The organism is Paenibacillus sp. 203, from assembly GCF_037027525.1.
Taxonomy (GTDB): domain Bacteria; phylum Bacillota; class Bacilli; order Paenibacillales; family Paenibacillaceae; genus Paenibacillus; species Paenibacillus polymyxa_B.
Genome location: NZ_JAXCHD010000008.1, coordinates 193,022 through 215,600 on the forward strand (window position 1 = coordinate 193,022; position 22,579 = coordinate 215,600).

The following is a 22,579-nucleotide window of genomic DNA, read 5'->3' on the forward strand; positions in this document are numbered from 1 at the left end:
GCTTATTAATAGGTGAAACGGATGAGTCGATTAGAGAACAGATTCGGGAAATACTTTAATGATAAGGGAGGGAACAACATGACAGATGTGAAGCATGGGCAGGGTTCCATTCAACCAGAAATGCGCGAAACGATTTTGCGTGAGCTGCGCGCGTTGGAGCAGGAGGAGCAAATACGTATTATATACGCCTGTGAATCAGGCAGTCGGGCATGGGGGTTTCCTTCACAGGACAGTGACTATGATGTACGATTTATCTATGTAAGACCCATAGAATGGTATTTGTCTATTTTTGATAAGCGGGATGTGATTGAGCGGCCAATCAGCAATTTGCTGGATATGAACGGCTGGGATTTGAAAAAGGCACTCCATTTGTTTCGTAAATCCAATCCGCCTTTGCTGGAATGGCTGCAATCTCCGATTCCCTATCTGGAGCAGTATTCAGTGGCTGCCCAGATTCGTGCGATATCGCCGTTAACCTTCTCTCCGAAGTCCTGTATGTACCATTATCTGAATATGGCGCGAGGAAACTATCGGGATTATTTGCAAGGAGAACAGGTGAAAATTAAAAAGTACTTTTATGTACTACGCCCACTTTTGGCCTGTGGCTGGATTGAACGTTACAACAGCATGCCTCTGATTGAATTTGGAGACTTGCTAGAGGAATTAATTCCGTCAGATACAGAACTTTATCAGGTGATCGGGCATTTGCTGCAACGTAAAAAAGCGGGCGAGGAACTGGATATGGAGCCACAGCTTTCGGTGGTGAATGATTTTATCCAGCAGCAAATTGCTTATTTTGAACAAAAGGCGCCCTTGCTTCAGCATGTGGAGAGTGGACGGGATCAGCAGTTGGATGATTTGTTCCGCGCTGCGGTGAATGAAGTATGGAAAGCATAAGCTGGGAAGGAGAAGTCGAGTATGCACATCACGCTAAAAGCAACTGGAACCCATGCAGGGATGATTTCGCATTTGCTTGCTAAGAATCCTTACAATACGTATGATCGCACAGAAAAAGGCGCACGTGTACGCATGGTGTACACCGTTTTTACCGAGGAAGAGGCTGAGATCGTCATTCAGGCCTCGCCAGATTCGATAGATTTGGTCAAAAACAGTCCAGACAGCTATGACATTACACAATATATTAATGACCGGGAGTTTGTAACCAGCAGCTTATTTTGCACTTATATTCGTGGCTCGCTTGGCACGGCCCTGAACGGCAAACCCAAGGAAGACTATGTAGGATGGGTGACGCACCCTTTTGCGCTGGAGTTATCGTTTGGGCCCATTGCTTCGGATTTGCCGGATTCTGTGGTGGAAGGACTATTTGCTCCGCTGGGTTATCAAGTGGCTATAGAACGAGGGGAAGCGGACTATTCTTTTCAGCTGAAAAATCGAAGCACCGTCAGATATGTCACATTAAGTGGTCATCAGACAGTGCAGTATGCGCTTCGTCAGTTATTGCTGTTGATTCCGGTGCTGGATAATTATAAGCACTACTATATTAGTGAAGAAGAGTTTGACAAGCTGAGACGTTACGGAGAAGGCTGGCTGCCAGAGCATCCACTACGCGAGCTGATCATTCGACGCACGCTTCGTTTTACCAATTTGATTGAGCAATTTGAGCAATCTGATTCTGCTGAAACAACAGGTACAAAAAAACACATTGAAAAGGATACTGTCCAAGCTCAAAAGGATAAGCACGAACAGGTTCAACAGCAAGAACAGCCACAGGAGGAAGGGAAGCAGCAGCCTACTGTACGGCTGAATGAACTGCGATATCAAGCCATTATGGACGTGATTCGCAAGCTGCCTCGAAGACAGAAAATCGTAGATTTTGGTTCAGGGGAAGGGAAGCTATCGGCTCGGATGGCCCGAATGACGGGCATTGAAGAGATTTGGGCGGTCGAGCCGTCTGCGTATGCACAAGTGAGAGCCATGGAGCGTTTTGCCAAGCTGGAAAGGCATGCCGACGCGATCAGCCCTACACCCATGATGGGCTCTCTCTTTTATTATGACGAACAATTGCGGGGCAAAGATGTGATGATTCTATGTGAGGTCATTGAGCATGTGGATGAGCATCGTCTGAACCGGGTGATGAAGACAATTGTGACGGAGTATCAGCCGGGCGTGCTGATCGTGACGACTCCCAATCGTGAATATAATGAAGTGTATCGTATGAATCAGCAAGAGCTACGGCATGGCGATCACCGTTTTGAATGGAGTAGAAGCGAGTTTCAGGAACGATGTGAGCAGTGGATTGCGGAAGCTCCTTATTCGGTAGCGCTGAAGGGGATCGGAGAAGAGGTCGAAGGCTTTGGACAACCGACCCAAATGGCTATATTTACGCGCAGAAAGGAGCAGAAGGAAGCATGAGCAATTCATCCAAACATACGATTCATTTACCGCATGCTGGACTGGTTGTGTTGGTTGGGGCCTCCAACAGTGGCAAAACTACATTATTGGACAGGCTGGTGAGCGAAGGGATTCTACTGGAGACAGAAGTGGTATCCTCGGATCATTTTCGCAAGCTGGTCGGAGATACGGAATTTATAGACTGGAGTGGACTTCCAAGGCTGGAATCGGACGTACTGTTCTATGAGTATCAGCAAATGTCAGCCAAGGCGTTTGAGGCGATGGATACGATTCTGGCTATGCGCTGTCGCTTGAATAAACTGACGGTTGTGGATGCCACCCATTTGTATGCTGAGGACCGTCAAAAATATGTACAGCTGGCAGCCAAGGCGCATGTTCCTGTTATGGCCTGGGTACTGGATGTACCCGAAGCTGTGCTGCTGGAACGGGATTTAGGCAGGGAGCATCCGCGTGGCCGCCAACGGGTCAAGCAACAGGCACAGCTGTTAAAGCGGAACCTGCGTGGTATCCGTGAGGAAGGCTTTAACGCTTGCTATATCCTTAAGGATATAGAAGAAATGAATTTTGTCCGCCGTGCGCAGCCACTGTTTCATGAGATTGGCTCAGGTATTGACATCATTGGTGATATCCATGGGTGCTATCGTGAGATGCTGGAAGTGATAGAGCGGCTAGGATATACGGAAGATACGGAAGGACTATACCATCATCCAGATGGCAGAAGACTGGTATCTGTCGGGGATGTGATGAGCCGTGGCCCAGAATCGTTACAAGCGGTGCAGTTCTGGAAAAAGCACGTGGATGCCGGACTAGCGTATATGATTGACAGCAATCATGGCTGGAAAATCGGGCGTTACCTCGATGGAAGAAAGGTGACTCTCAGTCATGGCGATGAACGATTTGCAGAGGAACTGGCCCAATATGAACAAAAAGCGGGCAAGGCAGCGGCGGAACAGCTTAGAAGTGAGTTGAGAGATTTTCTGCTACATGCACCCTCTCATCTTATTTTTGGCAGAAATGGATTGCGACACGTGGTCGTGGCTCATGCCGGGATTAAGGATCATTTTATTGGCAAACAGTCGGCACGTATTTCTGATTATTGCCGTTATGGAGATACGGAAGGACAGGATGCGAACGGAAAACCGATTCGCAAGGATTGGTTCGTAGACCATGAATCGGGAGAAATAGTAGTATGGGGACATGATCCGAGACCGCAGCCTACCCTTGTGAATCAGACGGTGAATATTGATCAGGGTGTGGTATTTGGCGGTATGCTGACCGCTTATCGTTATCCGGAAAAGGAATTTGTCAGTGTTCCGGCACATGAGAACTATGCGAATGATCCCGATAGCCCACTTGTCCGGTGGCAGAGAAAACGGTTTTCCCCGCCGAATTTACGCAAGCTCATCGCTGGTTACAGTGTGCTGACGGAATCGTATGGCGAAGTGCGCGTACAAGGAGAATGGATCAAATCCGCTATAGATACCGTGTCACATGTAACTGTACCCATGGAGGAGCTGGTGTATATTCCACCGACGATGAGTCCTGCTCCAGCGGTGTCTGCAGAGGCAGGATATCTGGAGCATCCCCGTGAGGCGCTAGCTTATTATCGTGGACAAGGAGTACAAACGATGGTTGCCGAGAAAAAACATATGGGTAGCCGGGCTATTTTGCTATTATTCAAAAACGAACAGGCTGCTGTTCAATATGTAGGCTACCCGACATTGGGCACGATTTACAGTCGGAGCGGGAGAGCTTTCTTTGAACAAAGCCTTGGGAAGCAAGTGCTGGAAAAGCTGAATGTGGATCTACAGACGGCTGGATATTTTGAACGGAACCAGACGGATTTTGTGTTGCTGGATGCGGAAATTGTACCGTGGAATCTCAAGGCTCGGGAACTGATTGCTGCACAGTATGCCCATGTGGGGGAAGCAGCTCTGCTGGATCGCAGTAAGCTGGTAGACAAGCTGAAGCAGGCGAAGGTTGCAGGTCGAGAGGTTGGAGACTGGTTGGAGGAAATGGAACAGAAGTACGCGAATGCTGTAACGTTTCAAGAGGCTTTTCAAAAATATTGCTGGGATGTGGACGGTCTAGATGAAATTCGTATCGCACCGTTCCATACGCTGGCACACAGCGGAAAGACTTTTTTCGACCATTCTCATATTTGGCATATGGAGCAAAACCGGGAGCTGGCTGGGCTGTCTTCCCTGTTTATGGAGACAGAGTATCGCGTTATTACGGACGAAGCAAGCGAGGAAGAGGTCATTCGCTGGTGGAACGAGATGACAGAGGATGGTCATGAGGGGATTGTGATCAAGCCGGAACGCTTTTTGATGAAAAATCGGGACAAGATGATTCAACCTGCAATCAAGGTGAGAGGCCGGAAGTACTTGCACATCATTTACGGTATGGATTATCTTGCCCCTGAGAATTTAAAACGTCTGAAGCAGCGTCGAACGAACAAAAAGGAGCGTCATGCCCTGATGGAAGGAGCGCTTGGTGTGGAAGGCGTGGAACGTTTTGTCCGCAAGGATACGGTAGATCGTATTCATGAATGCGTCCTTGCCGCGCTATCGCTGGAATCGGAGCCGATTGATCCGAGATTGTAGTTTGCGAAGGAGGGATTGAGATGGAAAGGGGTACACCGTTAATTGATATTGGTGTGAACTTGATGCACCGTTCGTTTCATGCAGATCGGGAACAGGTGGTAGAGAGAGCCGCGGCTGTAGGGATTTCACCGCTGATTATTACCGGGACCAGTGTCCGCAGCAGTCGGGAGGCTTCTCAGTATGCAGCACGTTATCCGGGCAAGCTGTATGCCACAGCTGGCGTGCATCCCCATGATGCCAAAGACTGCAGCGCAGACACGATTCAGCAGCTCTGCCAGCTGGCGGGTCAGCCGCAGGTCGTATCCATAGGGGAATGCGGATTGGACTATAACCGTGATTTTTCACCACGTGATGTGCAGCGTCGATGGTTTGGGGAGCAAATCCAACTGGCGGGTGAGCTGAATATGCCGTTATTTCTGCATGAACGAGATGCACATGAGGACTTTGTCGCTATGCTTCGGGAGTATCAAGGGCTTGTCGATAAAGCGGTAGTGCATTGTTTTACTGGCACTGAACAGGAATTGCATACGTATGTAGAAATGGGACTGTATATCGGGATCACCGGCTGGATTTGCGACGAACGGCGTGGCAAACATCTGCGTGAACTGGTCAGAGATATTCCCTTGGACCGTCTGATGATTGAAACGGATGCTCCATTTTTGACCCCGCGTAATTTGCCCGTGAAGCCCAAAGAAGGGCGTAATGAGTCCGTGTATCTCGCTCATATTGCTGCTACGGTTGCCGAATGTACAGGTCGAAGCATGATGGAGATCGAAATCGCGACGACGGAGACAGCCAAACGTTTCTTCGGTTTATAGGATTGTCAAAGCCATAGATGTGGTATATATTATAGTGAATTAAAAAAGCATTGTCGGGAGCTTGAGAAAGTCAGGCTGAGAGGGTGGCCCTTGCCACTGACCGTGAAATCTGATCTGGGTAATGCCAGCGTAGAGAAACCAAGAACACTATACAGGAATGCCGCTTGTTTTGCGGTTGTCGATAGATTCAATGTATGTCCTAGCATTTTACCTTGACCCTGACTTTGGCTTGGTATCAGTGTAGTAGCTTAGACTACTGGTTATATAAGGCATATCGACGAATGATGTTTTGTATGGTGCTTCACCTTTTACTGCGCATAAAGCTTGCCTGGAGATTCAGCTCCAGACAAGCTTTTTTTATGGCCAAGAGGCCAATTATAAGGAAAAAGGGGAGCACGCAATAATGAATACTGCTGTAAGAGCGTCCAAAGGGTTGAAGCTGACTGATATTTTGGTCACGATTGTGATATCTGTTGTGTTCGGGTTGGTCTACAAAATATGGGGACCTGCTTATGATTTGATGAAACCATTTGGTCTACACGCCGAGCAATTGATGTATGGCATGTGGTTTATGGCAGGCACGTTTGCTTATCTCATCATTCGCAAGCCGGGTGTTGCGATTTTGGCAGAGGTGGCAGCGGCAACGGTCAGCGCTTTTTTGGGAAGCGAATGGGGCATGTCCACCTTATACTATGGCCTGCTGCAAGGCTTGGGAGCGGAGCTATTTTTTGCGGCTTTTCTGTATCGGAACGCAAACCTATGGGTTGCTTCGCTAGCTGCGGCTGGGGCGGCTGTCACTTCTCTGATTTTAGACTTCAGTTACGGGTATATCGATCAGCTATCGACCTGGAACTATGTTTTGTATATTGGCTTTCGGATGATTGGCAGTATTGTGATTGCCGGGGTATTCGCGTTCTATCTGGCTAAGGCATTGGAGGTAACCGGAGTTACACGAAGTTTGAGACCTGCAACGGAACAAGATTATAAGGGGCTGGATTGATGAGCCGGGCAACCGAAGATGTGGTGGCTTCGATCACCCGTCTACGGTTGAAATTTCCCGGTGAGCAAGAGCTGCTTTTTCACAATATGTCTTTGTCTGTCCACAAGGGGGAAAAGCTGCTGCTACTGGGACCGAGTGGATGCGGTAAATCAACGCTGCTCCAAGTGTTAAGCGGTCTGATTCCACGCACGATAGAAGTGCCTATGAAATGCGATGCTGCTGTAATCCCAAGTGTCTCAGGTATTGTATTTCAAGATCCTGATACGCAGTTCTGTATGTCATATGCAGACGAGGAACTGGCTTTTGTGTTGGAAAATAATCAGGTTCCCCGGGAACAGATGCAATCCCGTATTCGCGAGCTGCTGATACAGGTTGGTCTATCAACGGATGATATACACATGCCCATTGGCAACATGTCACAGGGAATGAAGCAGCGTCTGGCGATTGCGTCTGTGCTGGCTATGGAGCCAGAAGTGCTTTTTCTGGATGAGCCGACGGCTTTGTTGGACGAGGAAGGCACCACACAGGTGTGGGATACCATTCGCAACATTTCGGTAGACCAAACGCTGGTGATCGTAGAGCATAAAATTAATGAAATCGTCCATGATGTGGATCGGATTGTGGTGCTTTCTGCTCAAGGGGAGATCATTGCGGATGGAAGGGCAGAAGAAGTATTTCATGTGCATCGGCAGGCATTGTCTGAGTACGGCGTGTGGTACCCGGGAGTATGGAATGAATCGTCTTCGCCGCGTTGGAGTGAATCAGTGACACAGCAGAATGGTACGGGGAATGGTACGGAGATTGATTTGCTGGAGCTGAAACATTTTAGTGGTCTCCGCGGTTTAAGTTCAGTGATTTATGTGGAGCATGCGCAGGTGAAGCCTGGCGACTGGATTGGCGTGGTCGGTGAAAACGGGGCTGGCAAAAGCTCGTTGCTGCTCTCCATGATGCGTTTACTTCGCACACAGGGACGTTATAGCGTGCGCGGAATTGAGGCAGGCAGTACGGAACAACTGGCAGAGCGCATCGGGTTCGCATTTCAAAATCCCGAGCTGCAATTCGTAGCGCATACCGTACGAAAGGAACTAGAGTATTCGTTACCGAAGAGCTTGTTTAGTGCTGAGCAGTGCCGGGAGCGGGTGGATCGGATGCTCGTACAGTTCGGATTGGAGCGGCTGGACGAGCGTCATCCGTATCAGCTTTCGTTAGGCCAAAAAAGGCGGTTGAGTATTGCTACGGCCATGATCCGTGAGCCGGAAGTGCTGCTGCTGGATGAGCCGACTTTTGGTCAGGATGCGCGTAATACCTTTGTCATGCTGGATATGTTGGAGCAGTTGAGAGCGGCAGGCACGGCCATTCTGATGGTCACACATGACCCGGAAATTGTCCGTCGATATTGTACCGATATATGGCGGATTCAGAAAGGGGAACTACAGTATGAACCTGTCCTTTCCCCATCATAAAACATGGCTGCATCGCGTGAATCCGGGCTTAAAGCTCGTTATGTTTTCCATACTGTTTGTGGTCGTTATAGTCATTCATGATCCGAATGTCATGTTTAATGTTGCGTGTTCTATGCTGTTGCTGCTTGTCTGGTTAGGCCATCCATGGAAGAGGCTGCTGCTGTACGGATCTCCCTTTATATTGGTGTTTCTTTCAACTTCAACGGGCATGATGATGTTCGGCAAAGGGGTGACGACCTGGTGGACATGGGGCTTGATCCATGTGACGCAGGAAAGCTTTTACCGAGGCATGCATCTGGGCTTTCGTGCGCTGAGTATGGCTGCGGTAGGGTTGCTGTTTGGTTTAACGACTCGTCCGGTGGACCTTTTTTATTCACTGATGCAGCAATGGAGGCTCCCTCCGAAGTATGCGTATAGCTTTTTGGCAGCCATGCGGCTGATGCCCATGATGGTGGAGGAGTTCCAGGCATTGAGACAAGCCCACCGTATTCGAGGTTTACATCAGCATGTGTCCAAATGGAATATGTATGCGACGCTTCGCAGGTATGCGATTCCGCTGCTCGCTCAAAGTATCCGGCGTGCGCAGCGCATTGCTATTGCTATGGAAGCCAAGGGTTTTGCTAATGAAACCAAGCGAACGTATTATTATGCGATTGGCTATTCGGCTGTAGATATTTTATTTATTTTCTATTTTGTGGTGATGCTTACGCTGGCTTGGGGATTCGGTATCCGCTTTCCTTATGTAGGGGTATGGGATGTACGTTAATTGTTGTCAAAATGCTTTGCCCGTTTTCTGCTCTGTGGTATATTAATGCAATGGGAATTGACGGCTCGTACAGACCCGCCCGGGCTGGCGGGCTTATTACATTTTCCCGCAGAAATGGATCATCAGGAGGCCAAGTTTCATGATTACGCTGCATCAGGTAAGCAAGCATTATACCACCTCAAGCGGCCAATTTCATGCGGTTCAATCCGTGTCCCTTCAAGTGGAGGAGGGGGAAATTCACGGTATCATAGGTGCCAGCGGTGCCGGCAAGTCTACGTTGCTCCGGTTGATGAATGTATTGGAAAGGCCGGATGAGGGAAACGTGGTTGTAAACGGGGAAGATCTGACTCGCATGCCGGAAAAACGTCTCCGAGAAGCGCGGCGATCCATAGGGATGATTTTTCAGCATTATCATCTTGTTCACAATCGGACGGTCAGTGGAAATGTGGCAATGCCGTTAGAGCTGGCAGGTGTCGCGAAAAAAGAGAGAGCGGAACGTGTGCGCGAATGCCTGCAATTCGTCGGTTTAGCTGATAAAGCAGAACAGTATCCGGCACAACTGAGCGGAGGCCAAAAGCAACGCGTGGCGATAGCCAGAGCGCTGGCGAATCGACCTGCGGTGCTGCTGTGTGATGAGCCGACCTCGGCGCTTGATCCGCAGACGACCGCGGATATTTTGGGCGTGTTACGGGAGATCAACCGTGAACTGGGAGTTACCATTGTAATCGTAACGCACGATATGGATGTAGTACGCAATATTTGTACCCGTGTATCAGAAATGCGAGATGGGCAGCTACTTTCAACGCAGCGTGTAGCTGACACTGCGGTAGGTTCAACAGCGGGAGCAGGTGAAGCTGATGAATGAAATGCTGAGCATCATTGCGCAATATCAGTCTGAGATATGGAAAGCCATCGGAGAGACGTTTATCATGGTGGGGATTTCTATTGCAGCAGCTGTACTGTTAGGGCTTCCGGCAGGAACGATTTTGTATTTGTGTGGTAAAGGGCAAAAATATGAAAATCGACTGCTGTTCACCCTATTGAACAGTGTGGTCAATGTTATCCGCTCATTCCCGTTTTTGCTGCTCGTCGTGTTTATGATTCCATTTACACGTCTGGTCGTAGGGACGGCGCTGGGCACGATGGCTGCAACGGTTCCCTTGTCAGTGGTGGCCATCGCCTATTATTCGAGGCTGGTGGAGCAATCATTGCTCGAGGTGCCCAAGGGTGTAATTGAAGCCGCTACTTCTATGGGGGCATCCACCCTCCAGCTTATTTTTAAATTTCTGTACGTGGAGGCTCGTTCCGGGCTTGTACTGGGTTTGACCACGTCCACCATTAGCTTCATCTCCTACTCCACGGTGATGGGCATTGTGGGCGGCGGCGGGGTAGGCGATTTTGCCATCCGCTACGGTTACCAGCGTTTTGAAACAGGCTTGATGGCGTTCACCATCGTCGTCATGATTATTTTCGTACAAACAATCCAGTTCACCGGAAGCACCATATCCCGCCGGATCGACAAGCGGTAAGGTGGAATTGTAACTTTCACTATACTTGCACAACTCACTATGGAAATAAAAATGACTTTACAGTACCTCAAAAGCGGAGCGGGCAGAATTGTTCTGGAGAAGCGTCAGCGTTCGCCTTTGAAATGGGATTCTAACCTATAAATTGTGTTACAAATCAGAGAGAATCCCATTTCAACAGCGATCAGAAGAACAATCTGCACGTGAAGCGGCTGCGGCTCCCACTGTAACTCATTTTTTATCTTCCCAATCACAATTTACTTGGAGGTTCCTCATCAAATGAGTCGGAAAAACAACATGAAAACGAACTTGAAATTACTTACACTATTTGCTGTCGTTATGCTACTGGTTGCTGGATGCGGTGGTCAAAAGCAGGCTGCTCCAGAAACACAGTCTAAAGAAGCAAATTCCCAAAAAGAAGTGACCTTGAAAGTAGCAACGCTAATCCCACCGATGACAGATGTGCTGGATATCGTGAAGCCGCTGCTTAAACAGGACGGAGTCAATCTGGAAATCGTCGTGCTTTCAGACAATATCCAACCGAACAACGCATTGGCAAGCCGGGAAGTAGATGCTAACTTCTTTCAGCATGCTCCTTTTATGCAACAATATAATGAAAGCAACAAGTCTGATTTGGTGGCGATAAAACCTATTTACAACGCCATTTACGGCGCGTACTCCAAAAAATACAAGAACGTTAAAGACCTGCCGGAAGGTGCGACTATTGCCATTGCCAATGACCCGGCCAATACTGGACGTTCTTTAGTAATGATGGAGCAAAATGGTTTGATCAAGCTTAAAGAAGGTGTAGGCTATAATGCTACACAGGCCGATATTATTGAGAATAAGAAAAAGTTTGTGTTTAAAGAAGTGGATTTGTTGATGCTGGCGCGGTCACTGGATGATGTGGACATGGCTGCCATGTATCCCGCATATGCCAAGCCGCTCGGTCTGACACCGAAGAAGGACGCGCTGATTACCGAAAAAGACGATACGCACTTTGCCATTAATCTGGTAGCGCGTAAGGATAATGCAGATTCCGATGCCATTCAAAAGTTGGCAAAGCGAATGACCGGACTGGAAGTACGCAAATTTTTTGAGGATAATTACAAGGATAGCGTTGTTCCAGCATTTTAAATAAATAAGTATTAAAACATTATTTATGATGATATTTGACCTGTATAATGGAGTGAAGTCTGTGAAGAGCAGATGGTCTCCCTTGTGCAGGTCTTTTTTTCATCCTTAATATGGAAAGGAATTATCGAAAACAAGGTATAAAGTCTTATTTTTTAAGGTTTTAGGGTGTTGCACCGCTGCGAATTTTGGTCATAAAGGGCGATGGAGTAATGATAAGGAACATATTAAAATAAAAATACGAACAAACATTCGTTTTCGATTTCTTTAACGGTGTTTTTATATGGGTCGAAAAATTCAGCTGACAACGGGCCAAAAGCGTGAATAAAAAGGAAGGGGAACGACATGAAGCTGTTTGTAACTGTAAAAAGTTTGGGGAAGCGCAAGCCAGCACTCGCACGACAGGAAATAGAGCTGAGTCCTGCTCCAGAAACATTGCGAGATTTGATTACTGCAACCGTTGCTTTGAATGTTCAAAAGCTGCGGGAAAAGCAGGAAAGTGTCGCGCTGATTCCGTTCCTCACGGGAGAGGAAGTTCAGGCACAAGGCGAGATAGGTAAAGTAGGATTCGGTTCCATATATAATGATGGTGTCCCGGATATTAAGGATGCCGTGAACACGGCGATGCAGGCTTTTGAAGATGGTTTATACAGAGTTTTTGTATGTGACGAGGAAACTATTGAACTGGATGCTCCTTTGTCACTTAAGGATGGGAATGAGATTGTATTTATACGCTTCACAATGCTGGCTGGAGGCCTATGGTAGAGGGGGAAACGAAACATGCATCAAGAGAACAATGAGCAAGAATATTTCACCACACTGAAGGAGCGCGCGGCGCAACTGGATGGACCACAACAGGAGTTGGCTCAGTATGTTGTGGAACTAGGTAAGCTTCATTACATACAGGAGAACGAGGAGCCATTTAATGAATGTCAGCGAATATTAAAAGAACGGGCGACAGAAAGAGGAGAACCGCTGTTTAAGCCACTGACAGAAGTGTTATATGCTCTAATTGGACAAACAGCGGGCGATGTATTCGCACATCTAACGGAGCATGTGACTGAATATCCATACAGCACAGGGTATGCGCGCAAACCGTTTCGCACTTCGGATATTACGGCCCATACTTCCCGGGTTTATAAAAGAATGGTGCAGTTGATCCGAATGGACTGTATCGGGTTCTCCGTAATGGATTATTTAACAAAAAAGGATTATGAACCAGGCAGAGATTACCGGATTCAGGAAACGATTGGTGACTGGATTGCTTATGAGTTGGATCACGGTAATTCACAGGTGCTTGAGGCGTTAAAAGCTATTATTTATGGGGATAATCAGGCGGCGTTACTTACGCGCAATATGATTAAAGGCATGCTCCTGAGTCATCAGGAGGAGAATTATCGCATGATCGGCGAGCTCTTGGCAGCCGCCAAACTCCAGGAGGGATTGCGCCAAAGTATCGTGGAACAAATGGATGAAGGAACCCCGGAGGCTCTAATATATCTGTTGAAGGTAATCATCGACCAAGGCTTCATTCGTTACAGTTCAGTGGTGCGGGCGCTTGCAGTATGGACGGGAATGGGCTTGGAATCCGCCAACCAGCGGGTCGTTCGCCAACTGATCGAGCAGGCATATGAAGCATTGACTCGTAGTGAACTGCGCCAGGAATGGCTGACCAGCTCAAATGCTAATGAAGTTTATATGAGTTTGTGGGCTACGGCAGTACATGAGGAACGTGATTTGTATGGACAGGTTCGGAAACTCATGGAGCAAGGAGCAACTTACCAGAAGATCGTAGCACTGTATGTACTGTCTAACAGTGACAACAAGGATGTGCGCCTCGGAATTGCGAGGGAATATCTGGATGAAACGGACCCGGAGCTTCAATATTGGATACTGACGAACTATACAAGCAATTATTTTTATGAATGGGTAGAAGGCGGGACGGTCGCGGATCGGATCGTTAAAGTGGTGCGTACTCCTTTGCTGGAGAGCAAAGAGGAGCGGCGTAAGGATTTTGAACGACTTCATAACCTGTTTGTACATATGAAAAAGGGTGAGTCCACCGAGCCCTCCAAGGTGCTGGATTTTGTTAATCTGTATCACCGCTCAGATGCACCTATTCAAAAAATGCTGTATCTCGCTGGTTATGATATGGATGCTTCCTGGATTGGGGAAATTATAGCCTTAAAGGAACAGATTAGCCCTAATCTGCGTGGCGAACTGTTGAACCATTTTGTGCAAAAACCTGAGGATGCGGTACAACGTGATTTTATTTTTTCCAGTTTGTCTGACAAAAGTATGAGTATCCGTGAGTTCGCTGTGGCCAAGGCGCGTAAGCTGACGCTGTCGGAACCAGAAATGCAACAAATGGAAGCCTTATTAAAGCTCAAGACGGGATCATTGCGCCAAAGTGTCATTGGTGTGTTGCTCTCACAATCGGAAGAGCCGCTCGCTGGCTCATTGGAACGCTTGCTGCGTGCTAAGACGGAGCTGCAACGATTGGGTGGACTGGAAGTATTGACGAAGATATATGCAGACCCGGATCGTGCCGAACAGTATGACAGCCTGCGGACTTTGGCGGATATCATTCAGCAACCTACAGCCAAAGAGGAGCAACTGCTGTCCAAGCTGGGACAGGAGGATGCTTTTACAGGGGCTAACGGTTTTGGACTGTACGATCCGAATGTCAAGGAAGCTTGGTTGGAAGAGAAAGTTGATCTGGGTGATTTTCGATTGGCCGATGTTTTTGTTAGTCCATTGGAGAAGCTCAAGCAGTTCTTGAGTGGACTGGACGAGCTTGTTCATCAACATCGTGATGTGGAATATACTGCGGAGTATTATTCGGGCTACAAAGATACATTGCTTATTGGGACGAACCTTCGCCCTCTACGGCTGGTTCAGGTCGATGAAGAAGTAGATTCCAGACTGTCTTTATATCCTCTCTATGAGGAGTGGGACCGTTATTTGCAGGAAAGCGGCATGGAAGCGCGTGAACTGCTGGAGCTTGTTTTTTATGACCGATTAGAGCCTATGAACCGAACGCTGGATCGCTATTATCGATACTTTTCTTTTAACATGGACTATTCAGAACAAAGCAAGCACAAGCTGCTGGAAGGATGGCGTAAAGATTTCGCTGAGCAAATGTATCCTTTGGATCGCATTAACGAGGTGCAGAAGTGGATGGCAGAGCTGACCTATTCCGATCAGGTAAGCACACTAGTTAATGCTTATTTTATGGACACATCCGGTGACCAAACATTTGACGTAATTGACCTTGCTTTAAATTCACTAATGCAAGGCATGCCTAAGGACAGACCTGAAGAGGATATGGGAATGCTCCATCTATTGTCTGGCCCGTGGGTGGCACTGGAGAAGGGGCAGGTCCATGATGATGAGTCCTTTAAGCGCTTTTTCCATACCTTTGTGAACTACGCAGAACTGCTAGGAGCGGAAAATCGTTTTTATTCTCCGCTGGATCTGGAGGATTACTTCAAAGCATATGAAAAAGGGTTGATTGGTGTAGGTGAAGTGTATCGGGAGCTGCTGGCTGGTAGTGAAAGCAGAAGACATATGAGTTCCTTAACCAATGCCCGCAATACATGGATTTCTAGCAAACCAGAATTTTTGGAGATACGTCGTACGGTTATTGATCGACTGCTAGAGGTTGAATTGGTTCGAGGCGATTTGCCTACCGAGGCTACGCCAAAGGTTATGGGCTTGAGCCAATTTGAAGGTATGGATTATTTCATCCGTATTCTGGAGGGTCTCGACAAGGAAACGTTTGTGCGTGGTTATGTGTACGGCTACGGTGATCGTATTACCAAAAAGGAATCGTTCAGCCACTTGCTCAAGGCATGTTATCCGAGTGATGGCGAGGATGCCCCGTTGCTCAAGGAAAAGCTGAAGAACACTAAAATTACAGATAAACGTCTGCTGGAGGCGGCTATGTATGCACCGCAGTGGATTGAGATTGTAGCAGACTATCTCGGTTGGGAAGGGCTTCGCAGTGCGGCATGGTATTTCCATGCGCATATCAATGAAGGTTTTTCGGCCGAGAAGGAAACGATTGTAGCTCATTACTCGCCGATTGCTCCACAAGATTTTAATGATGGTGCCTTCGATATTCACTGGTTTCATGAGGCCTATGAGACGTTGGGCGAGGAACGTTTTGACCTGCTGTACGATTGTGCCAAGTATATTTCGGCTGGAGCCAATCATCGTCGATCCCAGTTGTTTGCAGATGCGACGCTGGGTAAGCTCAAACGGAGTGAAATGGAAAAATCAGTGGAGGACAAGCGAAACAAAGACCATTTGCTGACCTACAGTCTGATTCCACTTGCTCAGCCGCCTGAACCAGATATACGCGAACGTTATGATTTTATCCAGAGGTTTCTGGAACAAAGCAAAAAATTCGGCGCACAGCGTAAGGCCAGTGAGGCACTCGTTTCACGGATTGCACTCGGGAATTTGGCACGTAACGCAGGTTATGATGACGTAACCCGTCTCGTATGGGATATGGAAGCTCGTAAGCTGGATGATCTTCGGTCTTATTTTGAGCCACATGCTTTGGACGAGGCTACAACGGTGCAGCTCATCATTGATACTGAAGGAGCGGCAGATATTGAAATTGTCAGCAAAGGCAAGACGCTGAAATCCATTCCGGCTCGTTTCAAGAAGGATGAGTATGTTACGTCGCTGAAGGAGCTTAAAGGAGATCTAGTGGATCAGTACCGCAGAGCTCGCAAAGAATTGGAACGCTCTATGGAGTCTGGTACGACCTTTATGGTGAAGGAATTGAGAGGATTGCTGGGTAATCCTGTGCTTGCTCCGTTGGTGCGGACACTGGTGTTCAAGGCTGATGATCACCTCGGATATTTTAATGAGGAAACGTTGGTATTGACGGCTCCTTTTGCTGAACAGCATACTATAGGAGAAGAGGATAAGCTGATTATTGCCCATCCCCTTCATTTGTTCGAAAGTGGTCGTTGGAGCGAATTCCAGAAGGACTTATTCGACCGCCAGATACGCCAGCCATTTAAGCAGGTGTTCCGTGAGCTGTACTTGCTGAATGCTGATGAACGTGCAAATGCGACCGTTTCCCGTCGATATGCAGGACACCAGGTACAGCCGAATAAAACGGTATCCCTATTGAAAGGTCGCCAATGGACAGTCAGCTATGAGGACGGACTTCAGAAGGTGTACTATGCTGAGAACCTGATTGCGAACCTGTATGCCATGGCGGACTGGTTCTCACCAGCGGATACCGAGGCTCCTACACTGGAGACAGTGCAGTTCTTTGATCGGACAACGTATAAGAGCGTACCGTTGGACGAAGTTCCTCCTGTTCTGTTCTCCGAAGTTATGCGAGACGTGGATCTGGTCGTCAGTGTTGCCCATGTAGGTGGCGTTGATCCAGAGGCCAGTCTGACGACCATTGAAATGCGTAGGGTTATTGTGCACGAATCACTTCGCCTGCTGAAAATTAGCAATGTACGCTTGGATGGGAATTATGCACGTGTAGATGGGACTCTTGGCGAATATGCTGTGCATCTGGGAAGCGGGGGTGTCTACAAGCAAGCGAAGGGAGCACTGCATATTATCCCGGTGCATTCGCAGCATCGTGGACGCATCTTCCTGCCGTTTCTGGACGAGGACCCAAGAACAGCCGAGATTCTATCCAAAGTTGTGTTGTTGGCTGAGGATCAGAAGATCAAGGACCCGCAAATTATTACACAGCTTCAAGCGTAGAATAGAATTCTGATATATATAGATTCATAATTAACTCAACGTTCGCACCTAAACAAGGATTTCGCATCCTCGACTGTGTAGGTGGAAACTTAGTTTAGTTGCGGAGGTTGAGTTATTTAATATTGAGCGTTTATCGAGCACGAATAAGGAGATATGGGTAATATTTTAGGTTCTGTGGTTTGATAGGAATCTAACAGTATAACAATCGACGATCATAGGAGAACACAGCGATGAATAATAGTATCTTTCTAAAAGAGTACTCAACCGAGTATCAATCACAAGTTGTCGATTTAATTTTACATATTCAAAAAGATGAATATAATATCGCCATAACCAAAGAAGATCAGCCGGATTTGCTTGATATTGAAAATTTTTATCAGCGTGGTAACGGCAACTTCTGGGTGGCTCTTAGTGAAGGAACCGTAGTAGGGACTATAGCTTTGTTAGATATTGGGAACCGTAAGACAGCACTCAGAAAGATGTTTGTAAAACAAAACTATAGAGGTAAAACATTCAATGTTTCGAATCAATTATTGCATCATGCCATAGGATGGGCTAGGGAAAGGTCTATTGAAGAAATCTATCTTGGAACAACACCACAATTCGTAGCAGCTCATCGTTTTTATGAGAAGAACGGCTTTGTTAGTATAGCTCCTGGAGAATTGCCGATTGGTTTTCCAGTCATGAAAGTGGATAAAAAGTTTTACAGATACGTCATTCAATAATGGGTATAAATGAAGATGCTGCTAGGCCACAAAAGAAACCGTCGTCTAGCAAATGTTTCTTTTGTTTAGGACAGGCGTTTGCTAGAATAAAAGGGTATGTTGTAAGTCAACGTTAACCAAATTGCTGGGAGGGACACAAGTATGAGCAAAAAGATTCAATGGGGAATTGTCGGCACAGGCTGGATCTCAGATCAATTTGTGGCTGATTTGGCGCATGTTACGAATGGAGAAGGGTATGCTGTTGGATCACGCACTATTGAAAGCGCTACCGAATTTGCAGCTAAGCATCAAATATCAAGGGCTTACGGGAGCTATGAGGAATTAGCACAAGATCCCGAGATAGATGCTATTTACGTAGGGACTCCTCATCCTTTTCATAAAGAAAATGTTCTGACGGCTCTTCGGGCGGGGAAAGCGGTCTTGTGTGAGAAACCCTTCACCGTCAATAGTAAAGAATTGGAGGAACTGATCGGCTTTGCACGTGAGCGTAAGCTATTCCTGATGGAAGCAATGTGGACACGTTTTTTGCCTCCGATTCGCCAAGTGCGAGAGTGGATACATGCGGGTCTCATTGGCGAGGTAAAGCTGGTTAAGGCGGAATTTGGTTTTCGGGTAGATTGGAACCCGGAGGGGCGGCTTTTGAACCCTGAGCTGGGCGGAGGTGCTCTATTAGATGCAGGGATTTATCCGGTTTCTTTTGCTTCAATGGTCTTCGGCCCTGAACCTGAGCATGTATGGAGCACTGCTCATATCGGGGAGACAGGCGTTGACGAGACATTTTCGATCTTGCTGGATTATGGAAAAGGACGCACGGCTATGCTTAACGGGGCAGTCCGTCTCGGATTGACGAATGAGGCATACATCCATGGAACAAAGGGCTATATCCACATTCCGTCATTCTTGAACAGCACATCGGCTACTTTAGTTGTGGACGGTGAAGAGGCACAAAACTTTCAGGATGACCGATCCTCTACAGGCTATGCCTTTGAAGCAGAAGAAGTCGGGCGTTGCTTGCACGAAGGCTTGCTCGAAAGTTCTACTATTTCTTTGGATGAATCATTAGGAATTATGAAACTGATGGATCAGATTCGTTCACAGTGGGGGCTTCGGTATCCGTTTGAATAATCACGTTAATTCCAGGGACCTTTCAGGTTCTCTGGAATTTTTTGTTTGTGGGCGTTTTTTTATACCAGGATTTTGCAAAATTCGATTCCAATCGCTCCGAAGTGCAATATATAGACGAACTAAACCATTTCGATCATACATAATTATTTCCAATTCCCAAATAGCGACTTTGGTCGCACGATAGGTAACGCCATATGAGTCAATCAAGAGTGGGACATATGAATCATTTTTTGTGATTTAAATTAGTTAAAAAATAGTCATTAAAAAGTTACAAAAGTGTAATTTTATTATCAGTTAAGTGAATTGTGAGCGCTCTCTTTTTATGGAGCAGAATGAAGGTCCTAGTGCTGTACTTCCAAAAACTTTCAATGAAATTTTCGAAAATGTACGGTAGGGTGGTAAACGTGTCACTTGAGCCATTGCGGCTTTTGCTGACTTGCTTGCTTATCCCGTGGCTCTCGATTCTTGTCGGAGCTCGCAGGATCGAGAGCCTTTGCAAGCCTGTGAGAGTTGAATAGGCATTCACCTCATGACCTAACATCAAGGAGGAGTTACAAACGTGAAAGTGAAATCTACATGGTTGTTCCGTATGGTGATGATGACAGTTATCGCGGCTGTTGTGATCGGACCTATGAATATTGCAGGAGCGGCAGGAAGCCAGACAGATCGGCCTTGGATGAACACGGCCCTGTCGGCTGAGAAACGGACAGCGTTGCTGCTGCAAGAAATGACGCTGGAAGAAAAAATAGATTTGGTGACTGGTAAGGTCAACAATTACTATGGATTTTATAATAATTCGATGGAGCGGTTGGGTATTCCGGCACTGACGATGGCAGATGGACCTGCGGGTGTGCGCATCGCCAATCCAGATGTGCAGGACAAGCAATCTACTGCGTTGCCTGCTCCAATTGCGTTGGCTGCAACGTGGGATACCCAAGCTGCCAAACAGTATGGTGATTTGATCGGAGACGAGGCTTTTAATACAACTCATAATGTTGCGCTTGGACCGGGGATGGATATTGCCCGTATTCCATGGGGATCGCGAAACTTTGAATCTATGGGTGAGGACCCGCTACTGCAATCGCAAATGGCGACTGCTTATGTCAAAGGTATACAAATCCACCCTGTTTTGGCAACTGCGAAACATTACCTTATGAATAATCAGGAAACGGAGCGCTTCACGACGAATGTCAAAGTCAGTGACCGTGCGTTGCATGAGATTTACATACGCCCGTTCCAAGAAGTCATCGCCAAGGCAGATTTGGGAGGGGCCATGTGCTCCTTTAACAAGGTCAACGGCGAGTCTGCTTGTGAGAACAAAACTCTTTTGACGGACCTCTTGAAGAAGGAGCTGCAATTCAAGGGCTTTGTGATGAGTGATTACGGTGCGAACCTGAGTACAGTCGAATCAGCAAATAGCGGATTGGACCTGGAAACACCGGGTACACCATATGGTAAATGGGGAGATCAGCTGCTGGCGGCTGTTAAGAATGGCAAGGTAAGTGGAAAAACGATTGATGATAAGGCTGGGCGCATTCTGGTGCAAATGTTCAGCAAAGGTTTATTCGATCACCCGGCTCAAAATAATCAAATTGATATCCGTGACCATGGCAAAACAGCCCGTCAATTGGCTGAGGAAAGTATGGTACTGCTTCAAAATAAAAACAATGCATTACCGTTGTCTAAAGATAAACTCAAGTCCATTGCTGTGATTGGCCCCGATGCAGATAACGGCACTGTGGCAGGCGGAGGCAGTTCGTTGGTGAACCCGACGTATACCGTGAGTCCGTTAGAGGGCATCCGCAATCGTGTCGGCAAAGGAGTTACCGTCCAATATGCACCGGGCACAGACCCGATCTCTGCAGGAGACATTATGCCAGGGCCATCTGCTGTTCCATCTTCACTGTTGACTACGTCTGATCAGAAAGAGGATATCAGTGTTGGATATGCGACTTATGGAGATGGCGAACAGGGGCTTCGAGGCGAATACTGGAAGAATAACAAGATGGAAGGCAATCCGATTCTTGTACGCAATGATGACCAAGTCAATATGAACCTTGGATTTTATAATTATCAGGGCTTCAATGCGAAGTCCCCTAAAGTTCCCAATACACCAACGACACTGAACGGCTTGATATCTGCACGCTGGACAGGGGCAATTGCAGCTCCCAAGGATGGTGACTATGCATTGTCATTAACCAGTTTGGGATCAAGCAAGCTGTATCTCGACGATAAGCTATTCGTGGATAATCAAGGTGAAAAGCTGGGCACTACGAAGAAAAACATCTCCCTTAAAGCGGGTGAAAAGCACAAGATACGTATTGAATACCGCGCTGATTATCCGACAAATGGTCGTGATTCCGGTGGTATGGTTCGTCTGGGCTGGGAACCTCCAGCAGATACGTCAGATAAGTTGATTGATAACGCTGTGAAATTGGCGAAAAAATCGGATGTTGCGATTGTTGTTACGCGTACGTATGAGAGTGAAGGATATGTTGAGCGTTCCGATATGGAACTGCCGAACAATCAGGATCGGCTGATCCGTGCGGTTGCGGCTGCAAATCCGAAAACCATTGTCGTACAAATGAGCGGCAGAGCCGTGCAGATGGATACCTGGCAGGACAAAGTCCCTTCCATCGTACAAGCATGGTTTGCTGGACAAGAGCAAGGAAATGCTATAGCACGCGTCTTATTCGGTGATGTGAATCCTTCTGGTAAATTGCCGGTAACTTTCCCGGTTAACGAGCAGTCTACACCCGTGTCCTCACCAGAGAAGTTTCCAGGCGTGAACGGTATAGGTGACTATTCAGATGGTATTTTTGTAGGCTATCGTGGGTATGAGAAATCGGGTATTCAACCGGCGTTCTCCTTTGGACACGGTTTATCCTATACGACATTCGGATATAGTGATCTGAAAACAAAACAGCATGCGAGTGGAAAAAAATCCGATCGTACGAGTTCCGTCGAAGTTTCGCTAAAATTGAAGAACACTGGCAAAACAGCCGGAGCTGAGGTTGTACAGGTGTACAGCGGTAAGCTTCCGACAAACGTAGAGACTCCTTCCCGTCAACTGGCAGGCTGGTCCAAGGTCGAGTTGAAGCCGGGTCAAGAGAAGAAGGTACGCATTGAGCTCGACCCGAAAGCTTTCTCTTATTGGGATGAAAAGTCCAAAGCATGGGTTATGCCAGCGGGTGAAGTGCCCATTTATGTGGGTAGCTCCTCACAGGATTTACGACTGACAGGAAGTGTTACGATTCCGGCAACCTCTACAGAAAAAGCAAAAAAGTAATCCCGT

Annotated in this window: 15 protein-coding genes and 1 riboswitch; all 15 genes read left to right on the plus strand. The window is 47.3% G+C overall.

Annotated elements, in window-relative coordinates; translation table 11 throughout:
• Positions 1-78: 78 nt before the first annotated feature.
• Complete coding sequence (locus WA407_RS19400; RefSeq protein WP_336078167.1) at positions 79-897, plus strand: nucleotidyltransferase domain-containing protein; 819 nt, start codon at positions 79-81, stop codon at positions 895-897.
• A gap of 21 nt (positions 898-918) precedes the next feature.
• Positions 919-2,373, plus strand: coding sequence for a 3' terminal RNA ribose 2'-O-methyltransferase Hen1 (locus tag WA407_RS19405; protein ID WP_235307389.1), 1,455 nt, complete (start codon positions 919-921; stop codon positions 2,371-2,373).
• Positions 2,370-4,979: a polynucleotide kinase-phosphatase gene (locus WA407_RS19410; protein ID WP_336078168.1), complete on the plus strand. Its 2,610-nt coding sequence runs from the start codon at positions 2,370-2,372 to the stop codon at positions 4,977-4,979. Before WA407_RS19405 ends, WA407_RS19410 begins: the two co-directional genes overlap by 4 nt.
• Positions 4,980-4,999: 20 nt before the next feature.
• On the plus strand, positions 5,000-5,797 hold the full coding sequence (locus WA407_RS19415; protein ID WP_235307391.1) for a TatD family hydrolase: 798 nt from the start codon (positions 5,000-5,002) through the stop codon (positions 5,795-5,797).
• A gap of 44 nt (positions 5,798-5,841) precedes the next feature.
• Positions 5,842-5,951: riboswitch (TPP riboswitch) on the plus strand.
• A gap of 249 nt (positions 5,952-6,200) precedes the next feature.
• Positions 6,201-6,797 (plus strand): ECF transporter S component, encoded by a 597-nt coding sequence (locus WA407_RS19420; RefSeq protein WP_061830613.1) that lies wholly within the window; start codon positions 6,201-6,203, stop codon positions 6,795-6,797.
• Complete coding sequence (locus WA407_RS19425; RefSeq protein WP_336078169.1) at positions 6,797-8,260, plus strand: ABC transporter ATP-binding protein; 1,464 nt, start codon at positions 6,797-6,799, stop codon at positions 8,258-8,260. The genes WA407_RS19420 and WA407_RS19425 overlap by 1 nt, the downstream gene beginning before the upstream one ends.
• Entirely contained in the window at positions 8,235-9,026 is a 792-nt protein-coding gene (locus tag WA407_RS19430) for an energy-coupling factor transporter transmembrane component T family protein (RefSeq protein WP_336078170.1), read from the plus strand. Before WA407_RS19425 ends, WA407_RS19430 begins: the two co-directional genes overlap by 26 nt.
• Before the next feature lie 139 nt (positions 9,027-9,165).
• Entirely contained in the window at positions 9,166-9,891 is a 726-nt protein-coding gene (locus WA407_RS19435) for a methionine ABC transporter ATP-binding protein (protein ID WP_013308946.1), read from the plus strand.
• Positions 9,884-10,555 (plus strand): methionine ABC transporter permease, encoded by a 672-nt coding sequence (locus WA407_RS19440; RefSeq protein WP_013308947.1) that lies wholly within the window; start codon positions 9,884-9,886, stop codon positions 10,553-10,555. The genes WA407_RS19435 and WA407_RS19440 overlap by 8 nt, the downstream gene beginning before the upstream one ends.
• Positions 10,556-10,831: 276 nt before the next feature.
• Positions 10,832-11,689, plus strand: coding sequence for a MetQ/NlpA family ABC transporter substrate-binding protein (locus WA407_RS19445; protein WP_336078171.1), 858 nt, complete (start codon positions 10,832-10,834; stop codon positions 11,687-11,689).
• A gap of 342 nt (positions 11,690-12,031) precedes the next feature.
• A complete protein-coding gene (locus tag WA407_RS19450) occupies positions 12,032-12,451 on the plus strand; it encodes a hypothetical protein (protein WP_061830603.1) in 420 nt (139 codons plus the stop codon).
• Between the two features lie 15 nt (positions 12,452-12,466).
• Positions 12,467-17,434 (plus strand): DUF4132 domain-containing protein, encoded by a 4,968-nt coding sequence (locus WA407_RS19455; protein WP_336078172.1) that lies wholly within the window; start codon positions 12,467-12,469, stop codon positions 17,432-17,434.
• Positions 17,435-17,664: 230 nt separating this feature from the next.
• On the plus strand, positions 17,665-18,159 hold the full coding sequence (locus tag WA407_RS19460) for a GNAT family N-acetyltransferase (RefSeq protein WP_336078173.1): 495 nt from the start codon (positions 17,665-17,667) through the stop codon (positions 18,157-18,159).
• Positions 18,160-18,300: 141 nt separating this feature from the next.
• Entirely contained in the window at positions 18,301-19,284 is a 984-nt protein-coding gene (locus WA407_RS19465; protein ID WP_336078174.1) for a Gfo/Idh/MocA family protein, read from the plus strand.
• Positions 19,285-19,843: 559 nt separating this feature from the next.
• Entirely contained in the window at positions 19,844-22,573 is a 2,730-nt protein-coding gene (locus WA407_RS19470) for a glycoside hydrolase family 3 C-terminal domain-containing protein (protein WP_336078175.1), read from the plus strand.
• The last annotated feature ends 6 nt before the right edge of the window (positions 22,574-22,579 follow it).